Origin of the sequence: Rhodopseudomonas sp., assembly GCF_036404135.1 — a bacterium.
In the GTDB taxonomy this organism is placed as follows: Bacteria; Pseudomonadota; Alphaproteobacteria; order Rhizobiales; family Xanthobacteraceae; genus Rhodopseudomonas_A.
This window is the reverse complement of sequence record NZ_DASWPE010000002.1, coordinates 47,070-63,761: the sequence shown is the minus strand read 5'-3', so window position 1 is coordinate 63,761 and position 16,692 is coordinate 47,070. Positions and strand designations below refer to the sequence as shown.

Here is a 16,692-nt window from a genome sequence, read left to right as displayed (position 1 = left end):
TCCGACCTCACAACGCCGCGCCCTCGAACTGCCGGTCTGGCTGCATAGATACAACTGGCATCGGCCACACGGTGGGATAAAATCACAAACACCCATCAGTCGCCTCGGTCTGTCCGAGGACAACCTGTTGAGGCTCCACATCTAACGCGCCTCGGACGTCACCCGCGGCAACGCCGTGGTTTGCGATGCCGGCTCGGCTTCGGCCCGCACGCCGGCCTGTACCGGCAATTGCAGCACGGTGGCCAATTGACCGCTGACCAGATGCGTCACCAGCACGCTGCTGCCGTCGGGAAACTCGATGGCGTCGTGATGGGTGGCGGGAACGCCCTTGTCGAGCTGGCCGAACTTGCCGACCTTGTATTCGCTGGTCCGGGTCCAGATCCAGCGCTGGTCGTAACGGACCTCGTCCTGGAAGCCGAGTTCGGTGCCGGGCAACAGGCAGACCGCGACCTCGGGCTCGTCGAGCGCGGCAAAACCGCGGGTCGAGGTGCCGCGGAACGTGGTGGTGACGAGGGTTTCTCCGACCTTGGCCGGTCGGGACGCAACGGCGTGCAGACTGTAGTCACACATCGAGCTTGCTCCTCTTCCGAGATGGCGCGCCCGCACGTGGCGTCGCAGCGGGCGCTGACCAGGTGGCGATCGCACCATTTTCTCCCGTTTGTAGGCGTTTGTGGGGCGTCGCTGCCCGGAACCCGCGGCGGCGAACTAACTGCGCCGACCGGCCAAGCGGCTAGCTCCGCGCGTGACGCGGGACGATGTCGCGAACCTCGCTGCGCGCAGACCACGGCACGATGGCTTCGACCGTGACGCCGCCTTGGCTCGAGCCGACGCTGAGCGCGCCGCCGAGCGCCAACACCCGCTCGCGCATCCCGGTCAGCCCGAGGCCGAGCCGGTGATCCGGTGGCAGGCCGCCGCCGTCGTCCTTGACGCGGACCAGCACCGCGTCGGCGGGCGGTCCTGCCGGCGAACGGCCGATCGGCTCGACCGTCACCTCGACGCGGGTGGCGCCGGCGTGCCGGAACACGTTGGTCAGCGCCTCCTGAACGATCCGGTAGATCGTCAGCTCGGTGGTGTCGCGCGCCTCGCCGAGCGTCGGCGACACCGCGATCTCGACCTGCACCGCCGGATGCGCCTCGCGCCACAGCCGCAGCAGCGCGTCGAGCGCGGCGGGCAATCCCAATTCGTCGAGACCCGCCGGGCGCAGCCGCTTCAACACCCGGCGATTGAATTGCTGCAGCTCGTTGACCTGCGCCAGGATATCGCCGCCGTGCCTTGCCAGCGCCGCCAGATCCGGTCGCGGCGCGTTGGCGATCCGCGTCAGCGAACTGGCATGGGCGCGCAGCGCAAACAGATAGGGGCCGAATTCATCGTGCAGCTCGCGGGCGATCTCGCGGCGCTCTGCGTCCTGCAGCGAGACGATGCGCTCCGCCAGCCGGTCCTTGTCGTCGACGGCGCCCTGTAGCGCTTCCGCCAGATGGTTTAGCTTGTCGCAGATCGCCGCCAGTTCCGGCGAGCCGCCCGGCGTCACCCGGGTGTCGTAGCGTCCGGCCTCGATCCGCGCCATGGCGTCGCCGAGCGATTGCAGCGGCGCCAGCGCCCGGCCGACCACCGACATGATGGTCAGCAGCACGATCAGCCCGATCGCAACGCCGACTTCAATCTGGGTGATCAGCCCGTCCCAGATCTCGAAGATCTCGTCATCCGGATGCGGCGTCATCTGCAGCGCGCCGAACGCGCGGCCATCGACGCTGATCGGAACGCTGACGCTGGTCTGCTCCGGCCGCACCATCGCGACAAACCACGCCGGCGCATGCGGCGAGGCGTCCGGCGTCTCGGCCGGTGGCGGCGCCGCGGCATCGCCCTCGCGGGTGATGGTGATATGCCGCAGCCGGCTGAGATCGTCGACAATCTTGCTGAGCTTGGTCTCGGGATCCGGAACCTCGCCGAGTCCGATCACCATCGATTCGATCAGTTCGCGCGCCAGCCGCACCACGCTCTGGTCTTCGGCCCGCACCCGCGGCGCGGCCTCCAGCAACAGCCGCCCGTTGTTGATCACAAGGCCGAGCAGCAGAACCAGCGCCATCAGGGCGTTGAGCCGCGCCCGCAACGAGAGCTTCTGCCACATCGAACTAACACCCACCGCACCGCCTGCCAATCTAGAGCTATTCCGGTTCTGATAGAATCAAAACCGGAGCTCCAGATTGTCATCTTGACGGGTTTTCTTCACCCGAACTGGATCCACTTCGCTCGAAAACGCTGCTATCCGTTGATAGCCCGGTCCGAGCGCAGGCGACAGCATTTCCGCGGGCCGAAACCATATTGCGCTGCAACAGGTCTAGCCCCCGAGCGCCGCCGTCGACGCTGCTGATTGCCGGCGGCAGGGCGGCCGGCTGAGCCGAGAGCGCCACCGATCACGATTGCAAATCGACGCCTTGACGTCGGGCGTGGGCATGCAATGATTTACGCCGTGCAGAAAGGAACAGCTGCTCGCAGCCGCAACATGTCGAGGCGGCGTTGATCGCTTGCCGAGGCGCTGTCGTCATCGCGCCATCGTCGGCATGTCAAGGTTGATATGTCAAACCAGCTCCGCCGTTCCCCCGCGGCGCGGTTTCTGTAATACCGGAGCCAATCCGGACACGCGAAACGTTGAGAGGAAACTACAGGATGAAAACCCGCGCCGCAGTTGCGTTCGAGGCGAAGAAGCCGCTTGAGATCGTCGAACTCGACCTGGAAGGACCGAAGACCGGCGAGGTGCTGGTCGAAATCAAAGCCACCGGAATCTGCCACACCGACGCCTACACGCTGGACGGGTTTGACAGCGAAGGAATTTTCCCCTCGATCCTCGGCCATGAAGGCGCCGGCATCGTCCGCGAGGTCGGCCCCGGCGTCAGCTCGGTGAAGCCCGGCGACCACGTGATTCCGCTCTACACCCCGGAATGCCGGCAGTGCAAAAGCTGCCTCAGCCAGAAGACCAATCTGTGCACCGCGATCCGCGCCACCCAGGGCAAGGGGCTGATGCCGGACGGCACCTCGCGCTTCAGCTATAACGGCAAGCCGATCTATCACTACATGGGCTGTTCGACGTTTTCCAATTTCACCGTGCTGCCGGAAATCGCGGTGGCGAAAATCCGCGACGACGCGCCGTTCGACAAGAGCTGTTACATCGGCTGCGGCGTCACCACCGGAGTCGGCGCCGTGGTCAACACCGCCAAGGTGACGCCGGGCTCCAACGTGGTGGTGTTCGGGCTCGGCGGCATCGGGCTGAACGTGATCCAGGGCGCGCGGCTGGTCGGCGCCGACAAGATCATCGGCGTCGATCTCAATGACGACAAGGAGGAATGGGGCCGCCGCTTCGGCATGACGCATTTCGTCAACCCGAAGAAGGTCGACGGCGACATCGTGCAGCATCTGGTCGGGCTGACCGACGGCGGCGCCGACTACACTTTCGATTGCACCGGCAACACTACGGTGATGCGCCAGGCGCTGGAGGCCTGCCATCGCGGCTGGGGCGTCTCGGTGGTGATCGGGGTGGCGGAGGCCGGCAAGGAGATTTCCACCCGTCCGTTCCAACTGGTGACCGGACGGGTCTGGAAAGGCACGGCGTTCGGCGGCGCACGCGGCCGCACCGACGTGCCGAAGATCGTCGACTGGTACATGAACGGCAAGATCGAGATCGACCCGATGATCACCCATGTCCTCAAGCTGGACGAGATCAACAAGGGCTTCGATCTGATGCATGAGGGCAAGTCGATCCGCTCGGTCGTCGTGTTCTGATGGGCCACCACAGCCACCCGCATAACCAGCAGGCGATATGACGGACGTGACGTAAACAACAACACAAGGAGGAATGACCCATGACTGTTCATATCCATCCCGCGGTCGACAACGGCGTGAAACAGGGCTCCGGCAGCTTCAGCGGCGGAACACTGGTCTGCAAATGCAAGGACCGGCCGGTCAAGGTCGGCATCAAGGGCGACGTCGCGCACAATCACGCCTGCGGCTGTACCAAGTGCTGGAAGCCGGAAGGCGCCACCTTCTCGGTGATCGCGGTGGTGCCGCGTGACAACGTCACCGTCTTGGAAAACGGCGACAAGCTGCACATCGTCGACGCCTCGGCGACCATCCAGCGCCACGCTTGCAAGGTCTGCGGCACTCATATGTACGGCCGGATCGAAAACAAATCGCACCCGTTCTACGGGCTCGATTTCATCCATCCGGAGCTGTTCCAGGAAGCCGGCTCGGCGGCACCGGGGTTTGCCGCCTTCGTCTCCTCGGTGATCGAATCCGGCGTCGACCCATCGGAAATGCCCGGCATCCGCGCCCGGCTGAAGGAGCTCGGGCTCGAGCCCTATGACTGCCTGTCGCCCGGGCTGATGGACGCGATCGCGACCTCAGTCGCGAAATCGCATCAGAAGGCGGCCTGAGCGCGCGGCCCCCACGCGGTCGCCGGTGATGAAAGGCCATCACCGGCGGCGTCCGTCGGTGGCGAACGGTCGACCGCAGCGCCCGAGATCAGTGGTTGGTCATTGCGGGGCGCAGGCGGCGCACGCCGCGCGAGCAGCGAAGCGGGGCAAAACAGGTGCGGCCCGCGATGGCTTGGTCGCAAGCGCCTCGCGCCATGACGACATGAAACGTTCGATGCGTTGATCGCATCGCGAGCCAACATTCACCCGCCCTGCATTCACCCGCCCTGCGAAATGGAAACCCCCACCGATGACGCTCGAAACGGTCTCGCTCAACCAGGCGCATGGCGGAACGCAAGGCGTCTACAAACATCACAGCCGCGAGACCGGCACGCCGATGACTTTTTCAGTGTACGTGCCGCCGCGCCGCGGCGACGCGCCGCTGCCGCTGGTGTGGTATCTGTCCGGCCTCACCTGCACCCACGCCAACGTCACCGAGAAGGGCGAGTTTCGCAAAGCCTGCGCCGACCTCGGGCTGATCTTCGTCGCCCCCGATACCAGCCCGCGCGGCGACGGCGTGCCGGGCGATCCGGAGGGCGCCTATGATTTCGGGCTCGGCGCCGGGTTCTATGTCGATGCTACGCAGCCGCCATTCGCCAAGAATTACCGGATGTGGAGCTACCTCACCACCGAATTGCCGGCGCTGATCGCCGCGCATTTTCCGGCCGATCCGGCGCGGCAATCGGTGCTCGGCCATTCGATGGGCGGCCACGGCGCGCTGACGCTGGCGTTGCGCCATCCGCAGCGGTTTCGCGCAGCCAGCGCATTCGCGCCGATCGCGGCGCCGTCGCAAGTGCCGTGGGGCGTCAAGGCGCTCGGCGGCTATCTCGGCGACGACCGCGCCGCCTGGCGCGCCCATGACGTGGTGGCGCTGATCGAGGACGGCGCGCGATTTCCCGATCTGTTGGTCGACGTCGGCGATGCCGATCCGTTCCTTGCGCTGCAGCTGCGCCCGGAATTGCTGGAGCAGGCCTGCGCCACGGCCGGACTGGCGCTGACGCTGCGCCGCCAGCCCGGCTACGATCACAGCTACTACTTCATCTCCAGCTTCATGGACGATCACCTGCGCTGGCACGCCGCGCGGCTGAAGGCCTGAGGCCGCTCGCCGCCGCGTTGACCCCTGAACTATAATTCATGGATCGCCCTTGAGCTGGCTTGCCGTCGGCTGCGGTCGGCATTATCTTGCGTGGCTGACGGCCAGCATCGGACCTGCGGGACATGGACGAACATCTGGAGTCGGAAGCGGGGTTTCTCCGCCAGCTCGGCCAGCGGGTCCGCACGCTGCGCGCGCTGCGCGGCATGTCGCGCAAGGTTCTGGCGCAGGTCTCCGGGATTTCCGAGCGCTACATCGCGCAACTGGAAAGCGGCAAGGGCAATGTCTCCATCGTGCTGCTGCGCCGGGTCTCCCATGCGATGGGCACCCGGCCGGAGGACCTGATCCCGGCGGCCGATCCGGTGCCGGATTGGCCGCTGCTGCGCGAGCTGTTGCGGCGCGCTACCCCGGTGCAACTAGCGCATGCGCGCGACGTGCTGTCCGGCCAGGGCCGGCTCGGCGCGGGAGCCAAGCGGCTGCCGGAGTTCTGCGGCATCGCGCTGATCGGGCTGCGCGGCGCCGGCAAGTCGACGTTGGGCCGCCGGCTCGCCGATTACATCGGCTGGCGCTTCGTCGAGCTCAACAAGGAGATCGAACGGCAGAACGGGCTGTCGGTGCCGGAGATCATCGCGCTGTACGGCCAGGAAGGCTTTCGCCGCATGGAACAGTCGGCGCTGACCGAGCTTCTCGCCGGCAAGGAACTGATGGTGCTGGCGACCGGCGGCGGCATCGTCTCCGAGCCGTTGACCTTCGATCTGGTGCTGTCGTCGTTTCACGCGGTGTGGCTGAAGGCGGAGCCGGAGCAGCACATGGCGCGGGTGCGCAGCCAGGGCGAGCTGCGGCCGATCGTGGATGACCACGCCGCGATGGACGAATTGCGCACCATCCTGAAAAGCCGCGAGCCGCTTTATGCCCGCGCCGCCGCCGTGCTCGACACCGCGGAGCTCGGCGTCGACGCCGCCGCCGCCGCACTGATCGCCATGGTGTCGCCGGTGTTGTGCCGCGACGCCTGCGCCTTCGGCGCCGGCCGCGCCGCGGGGTGAGGCGCGGCCTCGCCGGCGCGCGGTCACGGATTGGCGCGCTCGAACTGCCGCAACAGCCGGTTGCCGCGCTCCACCGCGGAGCCGAGCGCCGCCTTGGCGGATTTCTTGCCGCTGAACGCCTGTTCCAGCTCATCCTCGATGACGTCGCGGATCAGCACGAAGGAGCCGAGCCGCAGCCCCCTGGAATTCTCGGTCGGCATCTTCAGCGTGATCTGTTCGATCGAGATCGCGGTGCCGGGATTGCGGTCGTAGAAGCCCTGCGCCCGGGTCAGGTCGTAGGCGGCGCGGGTGATCGGCAGATAGCCGGTGTTTTGATGCCAGGCCGCCTGGATCTCCGGCTGCGACAGATAGCTGAAGAACTTCGCCACGCCGCGATATTCCTCGCTCGGCCGGCCGCGCAGCACCCACAGCGTGGCGCCGCCGATGATGGTGTTCTGCGGCGCGCCGTCGATGTCCGGCCAATAGGGCAGCATGCCGAAGCCGACCTGGAATTTGGCGTTGGCCAGGATGTCGGCGCGGGTCGCCGAGGAGCCGATGAAGATCGCGCATTCGCCGCGCTGGAAGCGCGGCTCCGCGGTGGTGGCGCGGCCGCTATAGTCGAACGCCTTGCTGGTCTGCCATTCGGCGAGCTGCGCGATGTGGCGCAGCACCGCAGGATTGTCGAAGGTCAACACCGCGTCGAGGCCGCCGCGCCCGTTGGCCTGCGTCGCCAGCGCCAGATTGTGATAGGCGGAGAAATTCTCGATATTGATCCAGGACGGCCACGAGGTGGTGAAGCCGCAGGCCGCGCCCGCCGCCAACAGCCGCTTCGCCGCGTCGCCGACCTCCGGCCAGGTCTTCGGCGGCTGCTCCGGGTCGAGCCCGGCGGCGCGGAACAGGGTCTTGTTGTAGTACAGGATCGGCGTCGAGGCGTTGAACGGGAACGACAGCATGTTGCCGTCGATGTCGGTGTAATAGCCGGTCACCACCGGCAGATAGGCCGCCGGCGAGAACGCCTCCTGCTGGTCGCGCATCAGCTCGTAGACCGGATAGATCGCGCCCTTCGCCGCCATCATGGTGGCGGTGGCGATCTCGTTGACCTGCACGATCGCCGGCTGGCTGTGCGAGCGGAACGCGAAGATCGCCGCGGTGACGGTCTCGGTGTAGTTGCCCTTGAGGCTCGGCACGATGCGGAATTCGCTCTGGCTGGCGTTGAAATCGGCGGCGAGCTGCTCCAGCCTCAGCTTCAGCTGGCCGGACATGGCGTGCCACCACGCCACTTCGGTCACCGCATGGGCTGGCGCCGCGCCGCACAGCGCCGACAACCCCAGTGCCAGTGCCATCTGCAGGAGCTTGGATCGGTTGCTCAGCGCCGCCTCCCATTGGCCATTTCCGGCAGTCTGCTAGATTGCCTTATGATCCGCTCGGCAAACCTTATGATCCGCTCGATCGACGTAAACCATATGAAACTGTGCTCGCCCGTGTCCAGCCACCCTGCGTGCCGCGCCACCACGCCGCGCCACGGCGTCGGTCGCAGCCCGCGGCGCAAGGTGACATGACTTGGACCCGGTGACGCAGCAGCCGGAGCAGGGCTCCGCCCCCCCGCCGCAACTGAGCGGCAGCGGCCTCGTCAGGCTGGTGCGGGCGGTGCCGATCCGCTGGCGCATCCTGTCGATCGCGGCGTTGAATTCCGCGGTGGTGCTGGTGCTGGCCGGGTTGATCTGGAGCGGCTCGCAGGTGCTCGGCTCGGCCTGGGAGGACGTCCGCCAGGTCCGGGAATCCGACAAGATCCTGGCGCTGCTGGAAAGCGAGACCGGCCGGCTGCAGAACCTGATCCACCGCTACATCAACCAGCCGAGCCCAGAGCTGTTCGCCGAGATCCTGTTGCTGCGCGAGGCGGTGCTCGGCACGCTGACCAGCCGGGCTTCGACCGACCCGATGCTGTCCGGCTCGGTCGACGAGCTGGAGCGCGTCACCGAGCGTTTCCTCAACGGTTTCGGAGATCTGCGCGCGGTGCAGGCCACCATCACCAAGACCTATCAGGACCAGGTGCTGGCGCCGGCCAAGGACATGGCGGGGCTGTATTCGATCATCGAGGGCGCCACCGGGCGGCGCGAGGCGCCGATCTGGCCGCCGCTCGGCCGCTCCCGCGAGGCCTTCACCGCGCTCCTGGTGGCCGCCAATTCCTACTACCTGTCGCTGTCGACCACCTCCGCCGAACAGGCCCGCGCCAACACCGAGACCATCGAGCGCACCATTCCGGTGATGATCGAATTCGCCGACAACGACCTGCAGCGGATGGCGCTGGAGCGGCTGAAGGCCCGCACCGAGGCGCTGCGCGAGGGGCTCGGCCAGCTCTCGGCGCAACTGGTCAGCCGCACCGACCTGTTACGCAATTCGATCGACGCCAGCCAGGCCGCCACCATCGGCGCGATCGACGGGCTGTCGGTGAAGATGCGGCAGCGCGAGCAAAGGGCGCAGGCCACCTTCGACCGCACGCTGCGCGACATCTCCCGCAAGGTGCTGTGGATCGCGGTGATCTTCCTCGGCATCATCGTGATCGCCGGCATCGTCATCGCGCTCAGCATCCGGCGGCCGCTGCAGCAGCTGATGAGCTCGATGCAGGCGATCACCTCCGGGGACTACGACCGCCGCGTCGCCGGCACCTCGGCCCGCGACGAGGTCGGGGCGATGGCGCGCGCGGTGGAGGTGTTCCGCGAAAATGCCATCGACAAGCGCAAGGCCGAGGACGATCTGCGCGCTTCGAAGGAAAAGGCCGAAGGCGCGCTGCTCGAACTCAACGCCGCGCAGCGCAACCTGATCGACGCAGAACGGCTGGCGGCGCTGGGCGGGCTGGTCGCCGGCGTCGCCCATGAGGTCAACAATCCGATCGGCATCAGCCTGACGGTGGCGTCGTCCTTCGTCCGCAAGGCCGCGCAGTTCGAGGCCGACATGAAATCCGCCGCACCGCTGCGGCGTTCGCAGCTCGACGAATTCGTCCGCACCTCGAAAGACGCCGCCCAACAATTGATGGCCAATCTGCAACGCGCCGCCGAGCTGATCCAGTCGTTCAAGCAGGTCGCGGTCGACCGCTCGCACGCCGAACGGCGGCTGTTCAATCTGCACGAGGCCACCGACCAGATCGTCGTCAGCCTGCGCCCGGTGCTGAAGCGGGCGCCGATCACGCTGAGCCTCGACGTCCCGGAGGGCCTGCTGATCGACGGCTATCCGGGGTCCTACGGCCAGATCCTGACCAACCTGTTCCTCAACGCCGTCAACCACGCGTTTCCGGCCGGCCGCTCCGGCAGCATTTCGATTTCGGCGCGGCCGCGCGGCGCCGACGATATCGAGATCATTTTCGCCGATACCGGGATCGGCATGACGCCCGAGGTGCAGCGCCAGGCGTTCGACCCGTTCTTCACCACCCGGCGCAACGAAGGCGGCACCGGGCTCGGCCTGCACATCGTCTACAACCTCGTCACCCAGCAGCTCGGCGGCCGGATGATGCTGGAATCCAGGCTGGGACAAGGTACCATCTTTCGCATTATCATGCCGCGCGCCGCCACCGGCGCCGTTCAAGCCCAGACCGACAGCGACGGGACCCCGCAATGGCCGACCAGGACGATGTCCTCCAACTGATCGACGATACCGGCCTGGCGCCGGAGCCGTCGAGCGCCAAGAAGTGGAAAATCGCCGTGATCGACGACGATCAGGCGGTGCACGACGGCACCCGCTTTGCGCTCAGCGATTATTGCCTGAACGGCCAGACCCTGGAGATCTTGTCGGCCTATTCGGCGGCGGAGGGCCGGGTGTTGATGCGCGAGCACCAAGACGTCGCCGCGGTGCTGCTCGACGTCATCATGGAAACCGACGCCGCCGGCCTCGAACTCGTCGAATACATCCGCAATGATATCAAGAACGAGACCGTGCGCATCATCCTGCGCACCGGCCAGCCCGGCCAGGCGCCGGAGCGCCGGGTGATCGTCGATTACGACATCAACGACTACAAGGCCAAGACCGAACTCACCGCCGACAAGCTGTTCACCTCGCTGACCGCGGCGCTGCGCAGCTACCAGCAGCTCGAGCGCATGGTGCAGACGAGGCGCGGGCTGGAGATCATCATCGACGCCGCCTCGACCTTGTACGACTTCAAGTCGATGCAGCGGCTGGCCGAGGGCGTGTTGACCCAGATCGCCTCGCTGCTCAATGTCGATTGCGCCGGCATCCTGGTGCTGCGCGACGGCGGCGAGATCAGCGACGATTTCGCGGTGCTGGCCGGCTCCGGCTGCTACCGCCGCTTCATCGGCAGTTGCGGCCCGGGCGGGCTCGACCACGACGTCCGCCACATGGTCGAGGAGGCGTTCCGCCGCCGCAAGCACGAATTCGAGGACCAGCGCACCGTGCTCTATGTCCGCACCGGCTCAGGCCGCGAGGTGGTGGTGCTGCTGCAGGCCGAGCGCGAACTGTCCGACACCGACCGTTCGCTGGTGGAGATCTTCGGCAGCCGGCTGTCGATCGCCTTCGACAACGTCATCCTGTACCAGCAGCTCAACGAGGCCAATGCGCAGCTCGAGGACCGGGTGGCGCAGCGCACCCGCGCGCTGTCACAGGCCAATCGCCGGCTGTCGACGCAATGGCTGCGGCTGCAACGCGCCAACGGCTTCAAGAACGAAATTCTCGGCACCGTGGCGCACGACCTGAAGAATCCGCTCGGCGTGATCCTCGGCCGCACCGAAATGCTCACCGAACTGATCGGCACCGACGCCTCCAAGGAGAGTGTCTGCGCCCAGGTCGAGCACATCCGCGACGCCACAAGGCGGCTGACTTCGATGGTCGACCACCTGATCTCCGACGCCATGGCCGACGCCTTCGACATCACCATCCGCCGCGAGCCGGTCGATATCGCCGCGCTGGTCACCGAGGTCGCCGAGGCCAACCGGCCGCTGGCGCTGAACAAGCAGCAGGAGATCACGGTGTCGGCGCCGCAGGATCAGGTCACGGTGTGCGATTCCGACCGGGTCCGCGAGGCGATCGACAATCTGGTCAGCAACGCCATCAAATACAGCCCGGTCGGCGGCAAGATTTCGCTCACCGTCGACCGCGCCGGCGACAACACCGTGATCCGTGTCACCGATCAGGGCGCCGGACTGTCGCCGGAGGATCTCGGCCGATTGTTCGGCCGCTTCCAGCGTCTGTCGGCCAAGCCCACCGCCGGCGAAAGCTCGACCGGGCTCGGGCTGTCGATCGTCAAGAAGATCATCGACATGCATGGCGGTAACGTCAGCGCCGATAGCGCCGGCCCGGGCGAGGGCGCCAGCTTTACCATCACCCTGCCGGCGGCGGCGGTCAGCGCATGAGCCAGAACCCGCACATCATCGTCGTCGACGACGAGGCGCCGGCCCGCGAAATGGTCGGCGACTATCTGAAGATGCACGGCTTTACCGTCACCTTATGCGACGGCGGCGCCAGCCTGCGCGCCTGCATCGAAAAGGCGGTGCCCGACCTCGTGGTGCTCGACCTCAACATGCCGGAAGAGGACGGGCTGTCGATCATCCGCGATCTGAAAGCCCGTACCAACGTGCCGGTGATCATGCTGACCGCCACCGCGAGCCCGATCGATCGGGTGGTCGGGCTCGAACTCGGCGCCGACGACTACGTCGCCAAGCCGTGCGAATTGCGCGAATTGATGGCGCGGATCCGCTCGGTGCTGCGCCGCAGCGCACCGGCCAAGCCGGCGGCGGCGGCTGCGGCGGCGAAGCCGGCCAAGGAGCAATTGGTGCGGTTCGGCACCAAATGGCTCGATCTCGAGGCGCAGGCTTTGCGCGACGACGACGGCAACGAGCACCCGTTGACCGCCTCGGAATTCGGCCTCCTGAAAGTGTTCGCCGCCAATCCGAAACGGGTGCTGTCGCGCGAGCGGCTGCTGGAACTGGCCAACGCCCGCGACGCCGAAGCCTTCGACCGCGCCGTCGACCTGCGGATCATGCGGATTCGACGCAAGATCGAGCCGGACCCCACCAAGCCGGCGGTGATCCGCACCATCCGCGGCGGCGGCTACCTGTTTTCGCCGGCCGGCGAGCGCGCCTGAGCCCGCCGCGGTCAGGACGATCCGACTGTTATTGCAGGATTTTCCAGAGGAATTGTTTCATGGCGGCGCCGCGCGTGAAACAATTCTAATCGTCCACGAAACCATTTTGCGGTTTTGGCGCAGACGTCCTGAAACGCGTGCTGACTAGTAATTCTCCCAACGAAGCCGCCCGCAAGCGGTGATCAATGGGAGCCCGTCATGCAGAACGTCATCGCCCTGAACGAAGCCGGTCGTCAAGGTATCGTCGCCGCGCGGGCGACCACCGATGAGATGTTGCTCGACGCCATCGCGACCGGCAATCGTTCCGCGATGCACACGCTGTATGCCCGGCACAATGTGCGGGTCTATCGCTTCATCCTGCGCATGGTGCGCGACGCCTCGGTGGCCGAGGATCTGGTCAGCCAGGTGTTTCTCGACGTCTGGCGCACCGCCGGCCAGTTTGAGGGCCGCGCGCTGGTCTCCACCTGGCTGTTGTCGATCGCCCGCTTCAAGGCGCTGACCGCGCTGCGCCAGCGCCAGCACGAAGAACTCGACCAGGACGACGTACTGGAGATCGCCGACGACGCCGAGACCCCGGAAGCCGCGCTCGATCGCAGCCGCATCAACGCCATCCTGCGCGCCTGCGTCGCCAAGCTGTCGGCGGCACATCGCGAAATCATCACCCTCGTTTACTATCACGAGAAGTCGGTGGAGCAGGCCGGCCTGATCATCGGGATTCCGCCGAGCACCGTGAAGACGCGGATGTTTTATGCCCGCAAACAATTGGCCGAACTGCTGAAAAGCCAGGGCGTCGAGACCTTGGCGGCGTGAGCCGGCAGCGCCGCCGGCGCGGCGCGCCGCCGCCGCAGGCAGATCACCAACGCTAACTTTGCAACGACAATTGCAGCGATCGGCGACATCGCCCGGAAAGCCCTCGCTGCTAGACCACCAGCATCCAACGCCGAGCAGAGGAGCCGTCCATGCTGAAGCCGAATGTCCGCTTTTTCATCATCCCGCTCGGCGCGATCTGCACGCTGGCGTCGCTGTCCAGCCAGAACGCTCCGTCGCGCGCGCCGCGCGACGGCAGCATGACGGTGCGCCAGGTGGTGGACTGCAGCGCCACCAGCCCGGCCGAGGTCTGCGTGATCTCGCTCGGTAACGACAGCGCCGCCCGCTGATTGCTTTTGACGCGGCAGACCATTTTTGACGACCGGCAATTTTTCAGCAGGCGATTTTCAGCACCATCGACATTTCATCTTCGACCTCCAGCGACCCGGACGGATGCCCCCCGTCCGGGTCGTCTTGCTTTTGCGGCGGCCGCGCCCAGCCGTTACACTGATGGGGTGTCTGAAGCTCAGGCGCTTGAGGGAACCTCCGCGGTTCCCGGCTATTCTTGCATTGCACGCGCGACACCACGCCCGATGGATCGCCGCACCTCGCGTGCTAAGACCTCCGTTGCGAATGACAGGTGCGCTGATGTTTGAGAATTTCGACGCCGTGGTGCTGGCCAGGGCGCAATTTGCCTTCACCATGTCGTTCCACATCATTTTCCCGGCGTTCTCGATCGGGCTCGCCAGCTACCTTGCGGTGCTGGAAGCGCTGTGGCTCGCCACCCGGCGCGAGGTCTATATCAACCTGTTCAATTACTGGCTGAAGATCTTCGCCATCGTCTTCGGCATGGGCGTGGTCTCCGGCATCGTGATGTCCTACCAGTTCGGCACTAACTGGTCGGCGTTTTCCGACAAGACCGGCCCGGTGCTCGGGCCGTTGATGGCCTATGAGGTGCTGACCGCGTTCTTCCTCGAGGCGGGCTTTCTCGGGGTCATGCTGTTCGGGCTGGAGCGGGTCGGCCACAGGCTGCATTTCCTCGCCACCCTGATGGTGGCGATCGGCACGCTGATTTCGGCGTTCTGGATCCTGTCGGCGAATTCCTGGATGCAGACCCCGGCCGGCTACGCCGTCAATGCCGATGGCCAGTTCGTCGCCACCGACTGGCTGAAGCTGATCTTCAACCCGTCGTTTCCCTATCGGCTGCTGCATATGGTGCTGGCGGCGTATCTCACCACCGCGCTGGTGGTCGGCGCGGTCGGCGCCTTTCACCTGCTGCGGGATTCTCACAAATCCGGCCCCCGGGTGATGTTCTCGATGGCGATGTGGATGGCGACGCTGGTGGCGCCGTTGCAGATCATGGCCGGCGACGCCCACGGCCTCAACACGCTGGAGCATCAGCCGGCCAAGGTGATGGCGATGGAAGGCCATTACCAGAGCCATCCCGAAGGTGCGCCCTTGATCCTGTTCGGGTTGCCGGACCAGCAGGCCGGGGTGGTACGCTATGCGCTGCAGATCCCGAAATTGTCGTCGCTGATCTTAAAACACGCGCTGGACGCGCCGCTCGCCGGCCTCGACAGCGTACCGCGCAAGGACTGGCCGCCGGTGCCGATCACCTTCTGGTCGTTCCGCATCATGGTCGGGATCGGCTTTTTGATGCTGGGGCTCGGCCTATTCAGCCTGTGGAGCCGGTTTCGCGGCGCGCTGTTCAGTTCGCGCCTGCTGCATGGCTATGCGCTGGCGATGGGGCCGGCCGGCTTCATCGCGGTGCTGGCCGGCTGGGTCACCACCGAAACCGGGCGACAGCCGTTCACCGTGTTCGGGCTGTTGCGCACCACCGATTCGGTGTCGCCGCTGGCGGCGCCCGCGGTCGGTTCGTCGCTGATCGCCTTCATCCTGGTGTATTTCGCGGTGTTCATCGCTGGCAGCGTCTACATCCTGCGGCTGATGAAGCAGCCGCCGCATCACGGCGAGCGGGGGCCGCGCGGCGACACTCCGGAGCGCGCCGCCGGCATTACGCCGGCCCCGGCCGCGATCGCCAGCCGGAGGTTCAACTAAATGGGTCTCGGTGTCGACGTCGACCTGGCCACGGTGTGGGCCTTCATCATCGCCTTTGCGGTGTTCGTCTATGTGGTGATGGACGGCTTCGATCTCGGGCTCGGCATGTTGTTTCCGCTCTTTCCGAAAAAAGCCGACCGCGACGTGATGATGAACTCTGTCGCCCCGGTGTGGGACGGCAACGAGACCTGGCTGGTGCTGGGCGGCGGCGGGCTGTTCGCGGCGTTTCCCTTGGCCTATGCGGTGCTGATGCCGGCGCTCTACACGCCGATGATCATCATGCTGCTCGGGCTGGTGTTTCGCGGCGTGGCGTTCGAATTCCGCTGGCGCACCCAGCGCGAGCGCAACCGCTGGGACATCGCCTTTGCCGGCGGCTCGTTGCTGGCGACCTTGGCGCAGGGCGTGGCGCTCGGCGCCATCCTGCAGGGCGTGCATGTCGAGGGCCGCGGCTATGGCGGCGGCTGGTGGGACTGGCTGACGCCGTTCTCGGTGCTCACCGGGCTGGCGCTGGTCACCGGCTACAGCCTGCTCGGCGCCACCTGGCTCGTCATGAAGACCGAGGGCGAGTTGCGCGACGAGGCCTATCGCCTGAGCTGGTGGCTGTTGATCGCGATGCTGATCGCGATCGGCGCGGTCTCGATCGCCACGCCGTTTTTGAATTTCGAATATGCCCAGCGCTGGTTCGCCTGGCCCAATGTGCTCGCCACCGCGCCGGTGCCGATCGCGGTGGCCGGCGTCACCGTGCTGTTGTTGCGCGCGCTGGCCAGGAGGCAGGACTACCGGCCGTTCTTCCTGTCGCTGACCTTGTTCGCGCTGGCCTATGCCGGGCTCGGCATCTCGATGTGGCCCTATATCGTGCCGCGCAGCATCACCATCTGGCAGGCCGCGGCGCCTGAGAACAGCCAGCTGTTCATGCTAGTCGGCGTCGCCGTGCTGGTGCCGATCATTTTGATCTATACCGCCTGGGCCTATTGGGTGTTTCGCGGCAAGGTCAATTCCGAAAGCGGCTACCATTGAGCGCGCCGGAGCGCCCGCGGCCGCTGGCGCAGCGGCTCGCTTGGTTCGTGGCGTTATGGGCCGGCGGCGTCGGCGCGGTGGCGCTGGTGTCGTTGCTGCTGCGGCTGTGGATCGCGCCGCATTGAGGTCGGGTGCCGCGGCGGC

General features: G+C 66.3%; 15 protein-coding genes and 1 pseudogene. 13 read left to right on the top strand and 3 right to left on the bottom strand.

All coding sequences use genetic code 11. The features are described 5' to 3' along the window. Positions 1-145 (top strand): annotated as a pseudogene (locus VGC77_RS00435) (IS481 family transposase); the annotation flags it as partial. Here the strand turns inward: VGC77_RS00435 and VGC77_RS00430 are convergent. Continuing rightward, on the bottom strand, positions 142-570 hold the full coding sequence (locus tag VGC77_RS00430; protein WP_331169602.1) for a hypothetical protein: 429 nt from the start codon (positions 568-570) through the stop codon (positions 142-144). The pseudogene VGC77_RS00435 and the gene VGC77_RS00430 sit on opposite strands and share 4 nt — an antisense overlap. A gap of 160 nt (positions 571-730) precedes the next feature. Further along, positions 731-2,125, bottom strand: a complete 1,395-nt coding sequence (locus VGC77_RS00425; RefSeq protein WP_331169607.1) for an ATP-binding protein — start codon at positions 2,123-2,125, stop codon at positions 731-733. Positions 2,126-2,664: 539 nt separating this feature from the next. Here VGC77_RS00425 and VGC77_RS00420 point away from each other — a divergent pair. From VGC77_RS00420 to VGC77_RS00405, 4 genes are all read left to right on the top strand, one after another. Beyond that, positions 2,665-3,774, top strand: a complete 1,110-nt coding sequence (locus VGC77_RS00420; RefSeq protein ID WP_331169601.1) for an S-(hydroxymethyl)glutathione dehydrogenase/class III alcohol dehydrogenase — start codon at positions 2,665-2,667, stop codon at positions 3,772-3,774. A gap of 80 nt (positions 3,775-3,854) precedes the next feature. Further along, entirely contained in the window at positions 3,855-4,424 is a 570-nt protein-coding gene (gene gfa / locus VGC77_RS00415) for an S-(hydroxymethyl)glutathione synthase (RefSeq protein ID WP_331169600.1), read from the top strand. Positions 4,425-4,713: 289 nt separating this feature from the next. After that, entirely contained in the window at positions 4,714-5,559 is an 846-nt protein-coding gene (gene fghA / locus VGC77_RS00410) for an S-formylglutathione hydrolase (protein ID WP_331169599.1), read from the top strand. A 122-nt stretch (positions 5,560-5,681) separates the two neighbouring features. After that, a complete protein-coding gene (locus VGC77_RS00405; protein WP_331169598.1) occupies positions 5,682-6,599 on the top strand; it encodes a helix-turn-helix transcriptional regulator in 918 nt (305 codons plus the stop codon). Between the two features lie 23 nt (positions 6,600-6,622). On the opposite strand, the gene ugpB is transcribed toward VGC77_RS00405, so the two are convergent. Further along, positions 6,623-7,921, bottom strand: coding sequence for a sn-glycerol-3-phosphate ABC transporter substrate-binding protein UgpB (gene ugpB, locus VGC77_RS00400; RefSeq protein ID WP_331169597.1), 1,299 nt, complete (start codon positions 7,919-7,921; stop codon positions 6,623-6,625). Positions 7,922-8,147: 226 nt separating this feature from the next. Between ugpB and VGC77_RS00395 the strand changes: the two genes are divergently transcribed. The 8 genes from VGC77_RS00395 to VGC77_RS00360 all read left to right on the top strand — a co-directional run bounded on the left by VGC77_RS00395 (position 8,148) and on the right by VGC77_RS00360 (position 16,673). Next, entirely contained in the window at positions 8,148-10,217 is a 2,070-nt protein-coding gene (locus tag VGC77_RS00395; RefSeq protein ID WP_331169606.1) for a sensor histidine kinase, read from the top strand. After that, the gene (locus VGC77_RS00390) at positions 10,187-11,935 is read left to right on the top strand and encodes an ATP-binding response regulator (protein ID WP_331169596.1); all 1,749 of its coding nucleotides are present in this window, start codon (positions 10,187-10,189) and stop codon (positions 11,933-11,935) included. The genes VGC77_RS00395 and VGC77_RS00390 overlap by 31 nt, the downstream gene beginning before the upstream one ends. After that, on the top strand, positions 11,932-12,666 hold the full coding sequence (locus VGC77_RS00385; protein WP_331169595.1) for a response regulator: 735 nt from the start codon (positions 11,932-11,934) through the stop codon (positions 12,664-12,666). The genes VGC77_RS00390 and VGC77_RS00385 overlap by 4 nt, the downstream gene beginning before the upstream one ends. Positions 12,667-12,864: 198 nt before the next feature. Beyond that, positions 12,865-13,476, top strand: coding sequence for a sigma-70 family RNA polymerase sigma factor (locus VGC77_RS00380; protein WP_331169594.1), 612 nt, complete (start codon positions 12,865-12,867; stop codon positions 13,474-13,476). 149 nt (positions 13,477-13,625) lie between these two features. Beyond that, positions 13,626-13,823, top strand: coding sequence for a hypothetical protein (locus tag VGC77_RS00375; RefSeq protein ID WP_331169593.1), 198 nt, complete (start codon positions 13,626-13,628; stop codon positions 13,821-13,823). A 298-nt stretch (positions 13,824-14,121) separates the two neighbouring features. Continuing rightward, complete coding sequence (locus VGC77_RS00370; RefSeq protein ID WP_331169592.1) at positions 14,122-15,531, top strand: cytochrome ubiquinol oxidase subunit I; 1,410 nt, start codon at positions 14,122-14,124, stop codon at positions 15,529-15,531. Beyond that, positions 15,532-16,548, top strand: coding sequence for a cytochrome d ubiquinol oxidase subunit II (gene cydB, locus VGC77_RS00365; protein WP_331169591.1), 1,017 nt, complete (start codon positions 15,532-15,534; stop codon positions 16,546-16,548). After that, on the top strand, positions 16,545-16,673 hold the full coding sequence (locus tag VGC77_RS00360) for a DUF2474 family protein (RefSeq protein ID WP_331169590.1): 129 nt from the start codon (positions 16,545-16,547) through the stop codon (positions 16,671-16,673). The genes cydB and VGC77_RS00360 overlap by 4 nt, the downstream gene beginning before the upstream one ends. Positions 16,674-16,692: the final 19 nt, after the last annotated feature.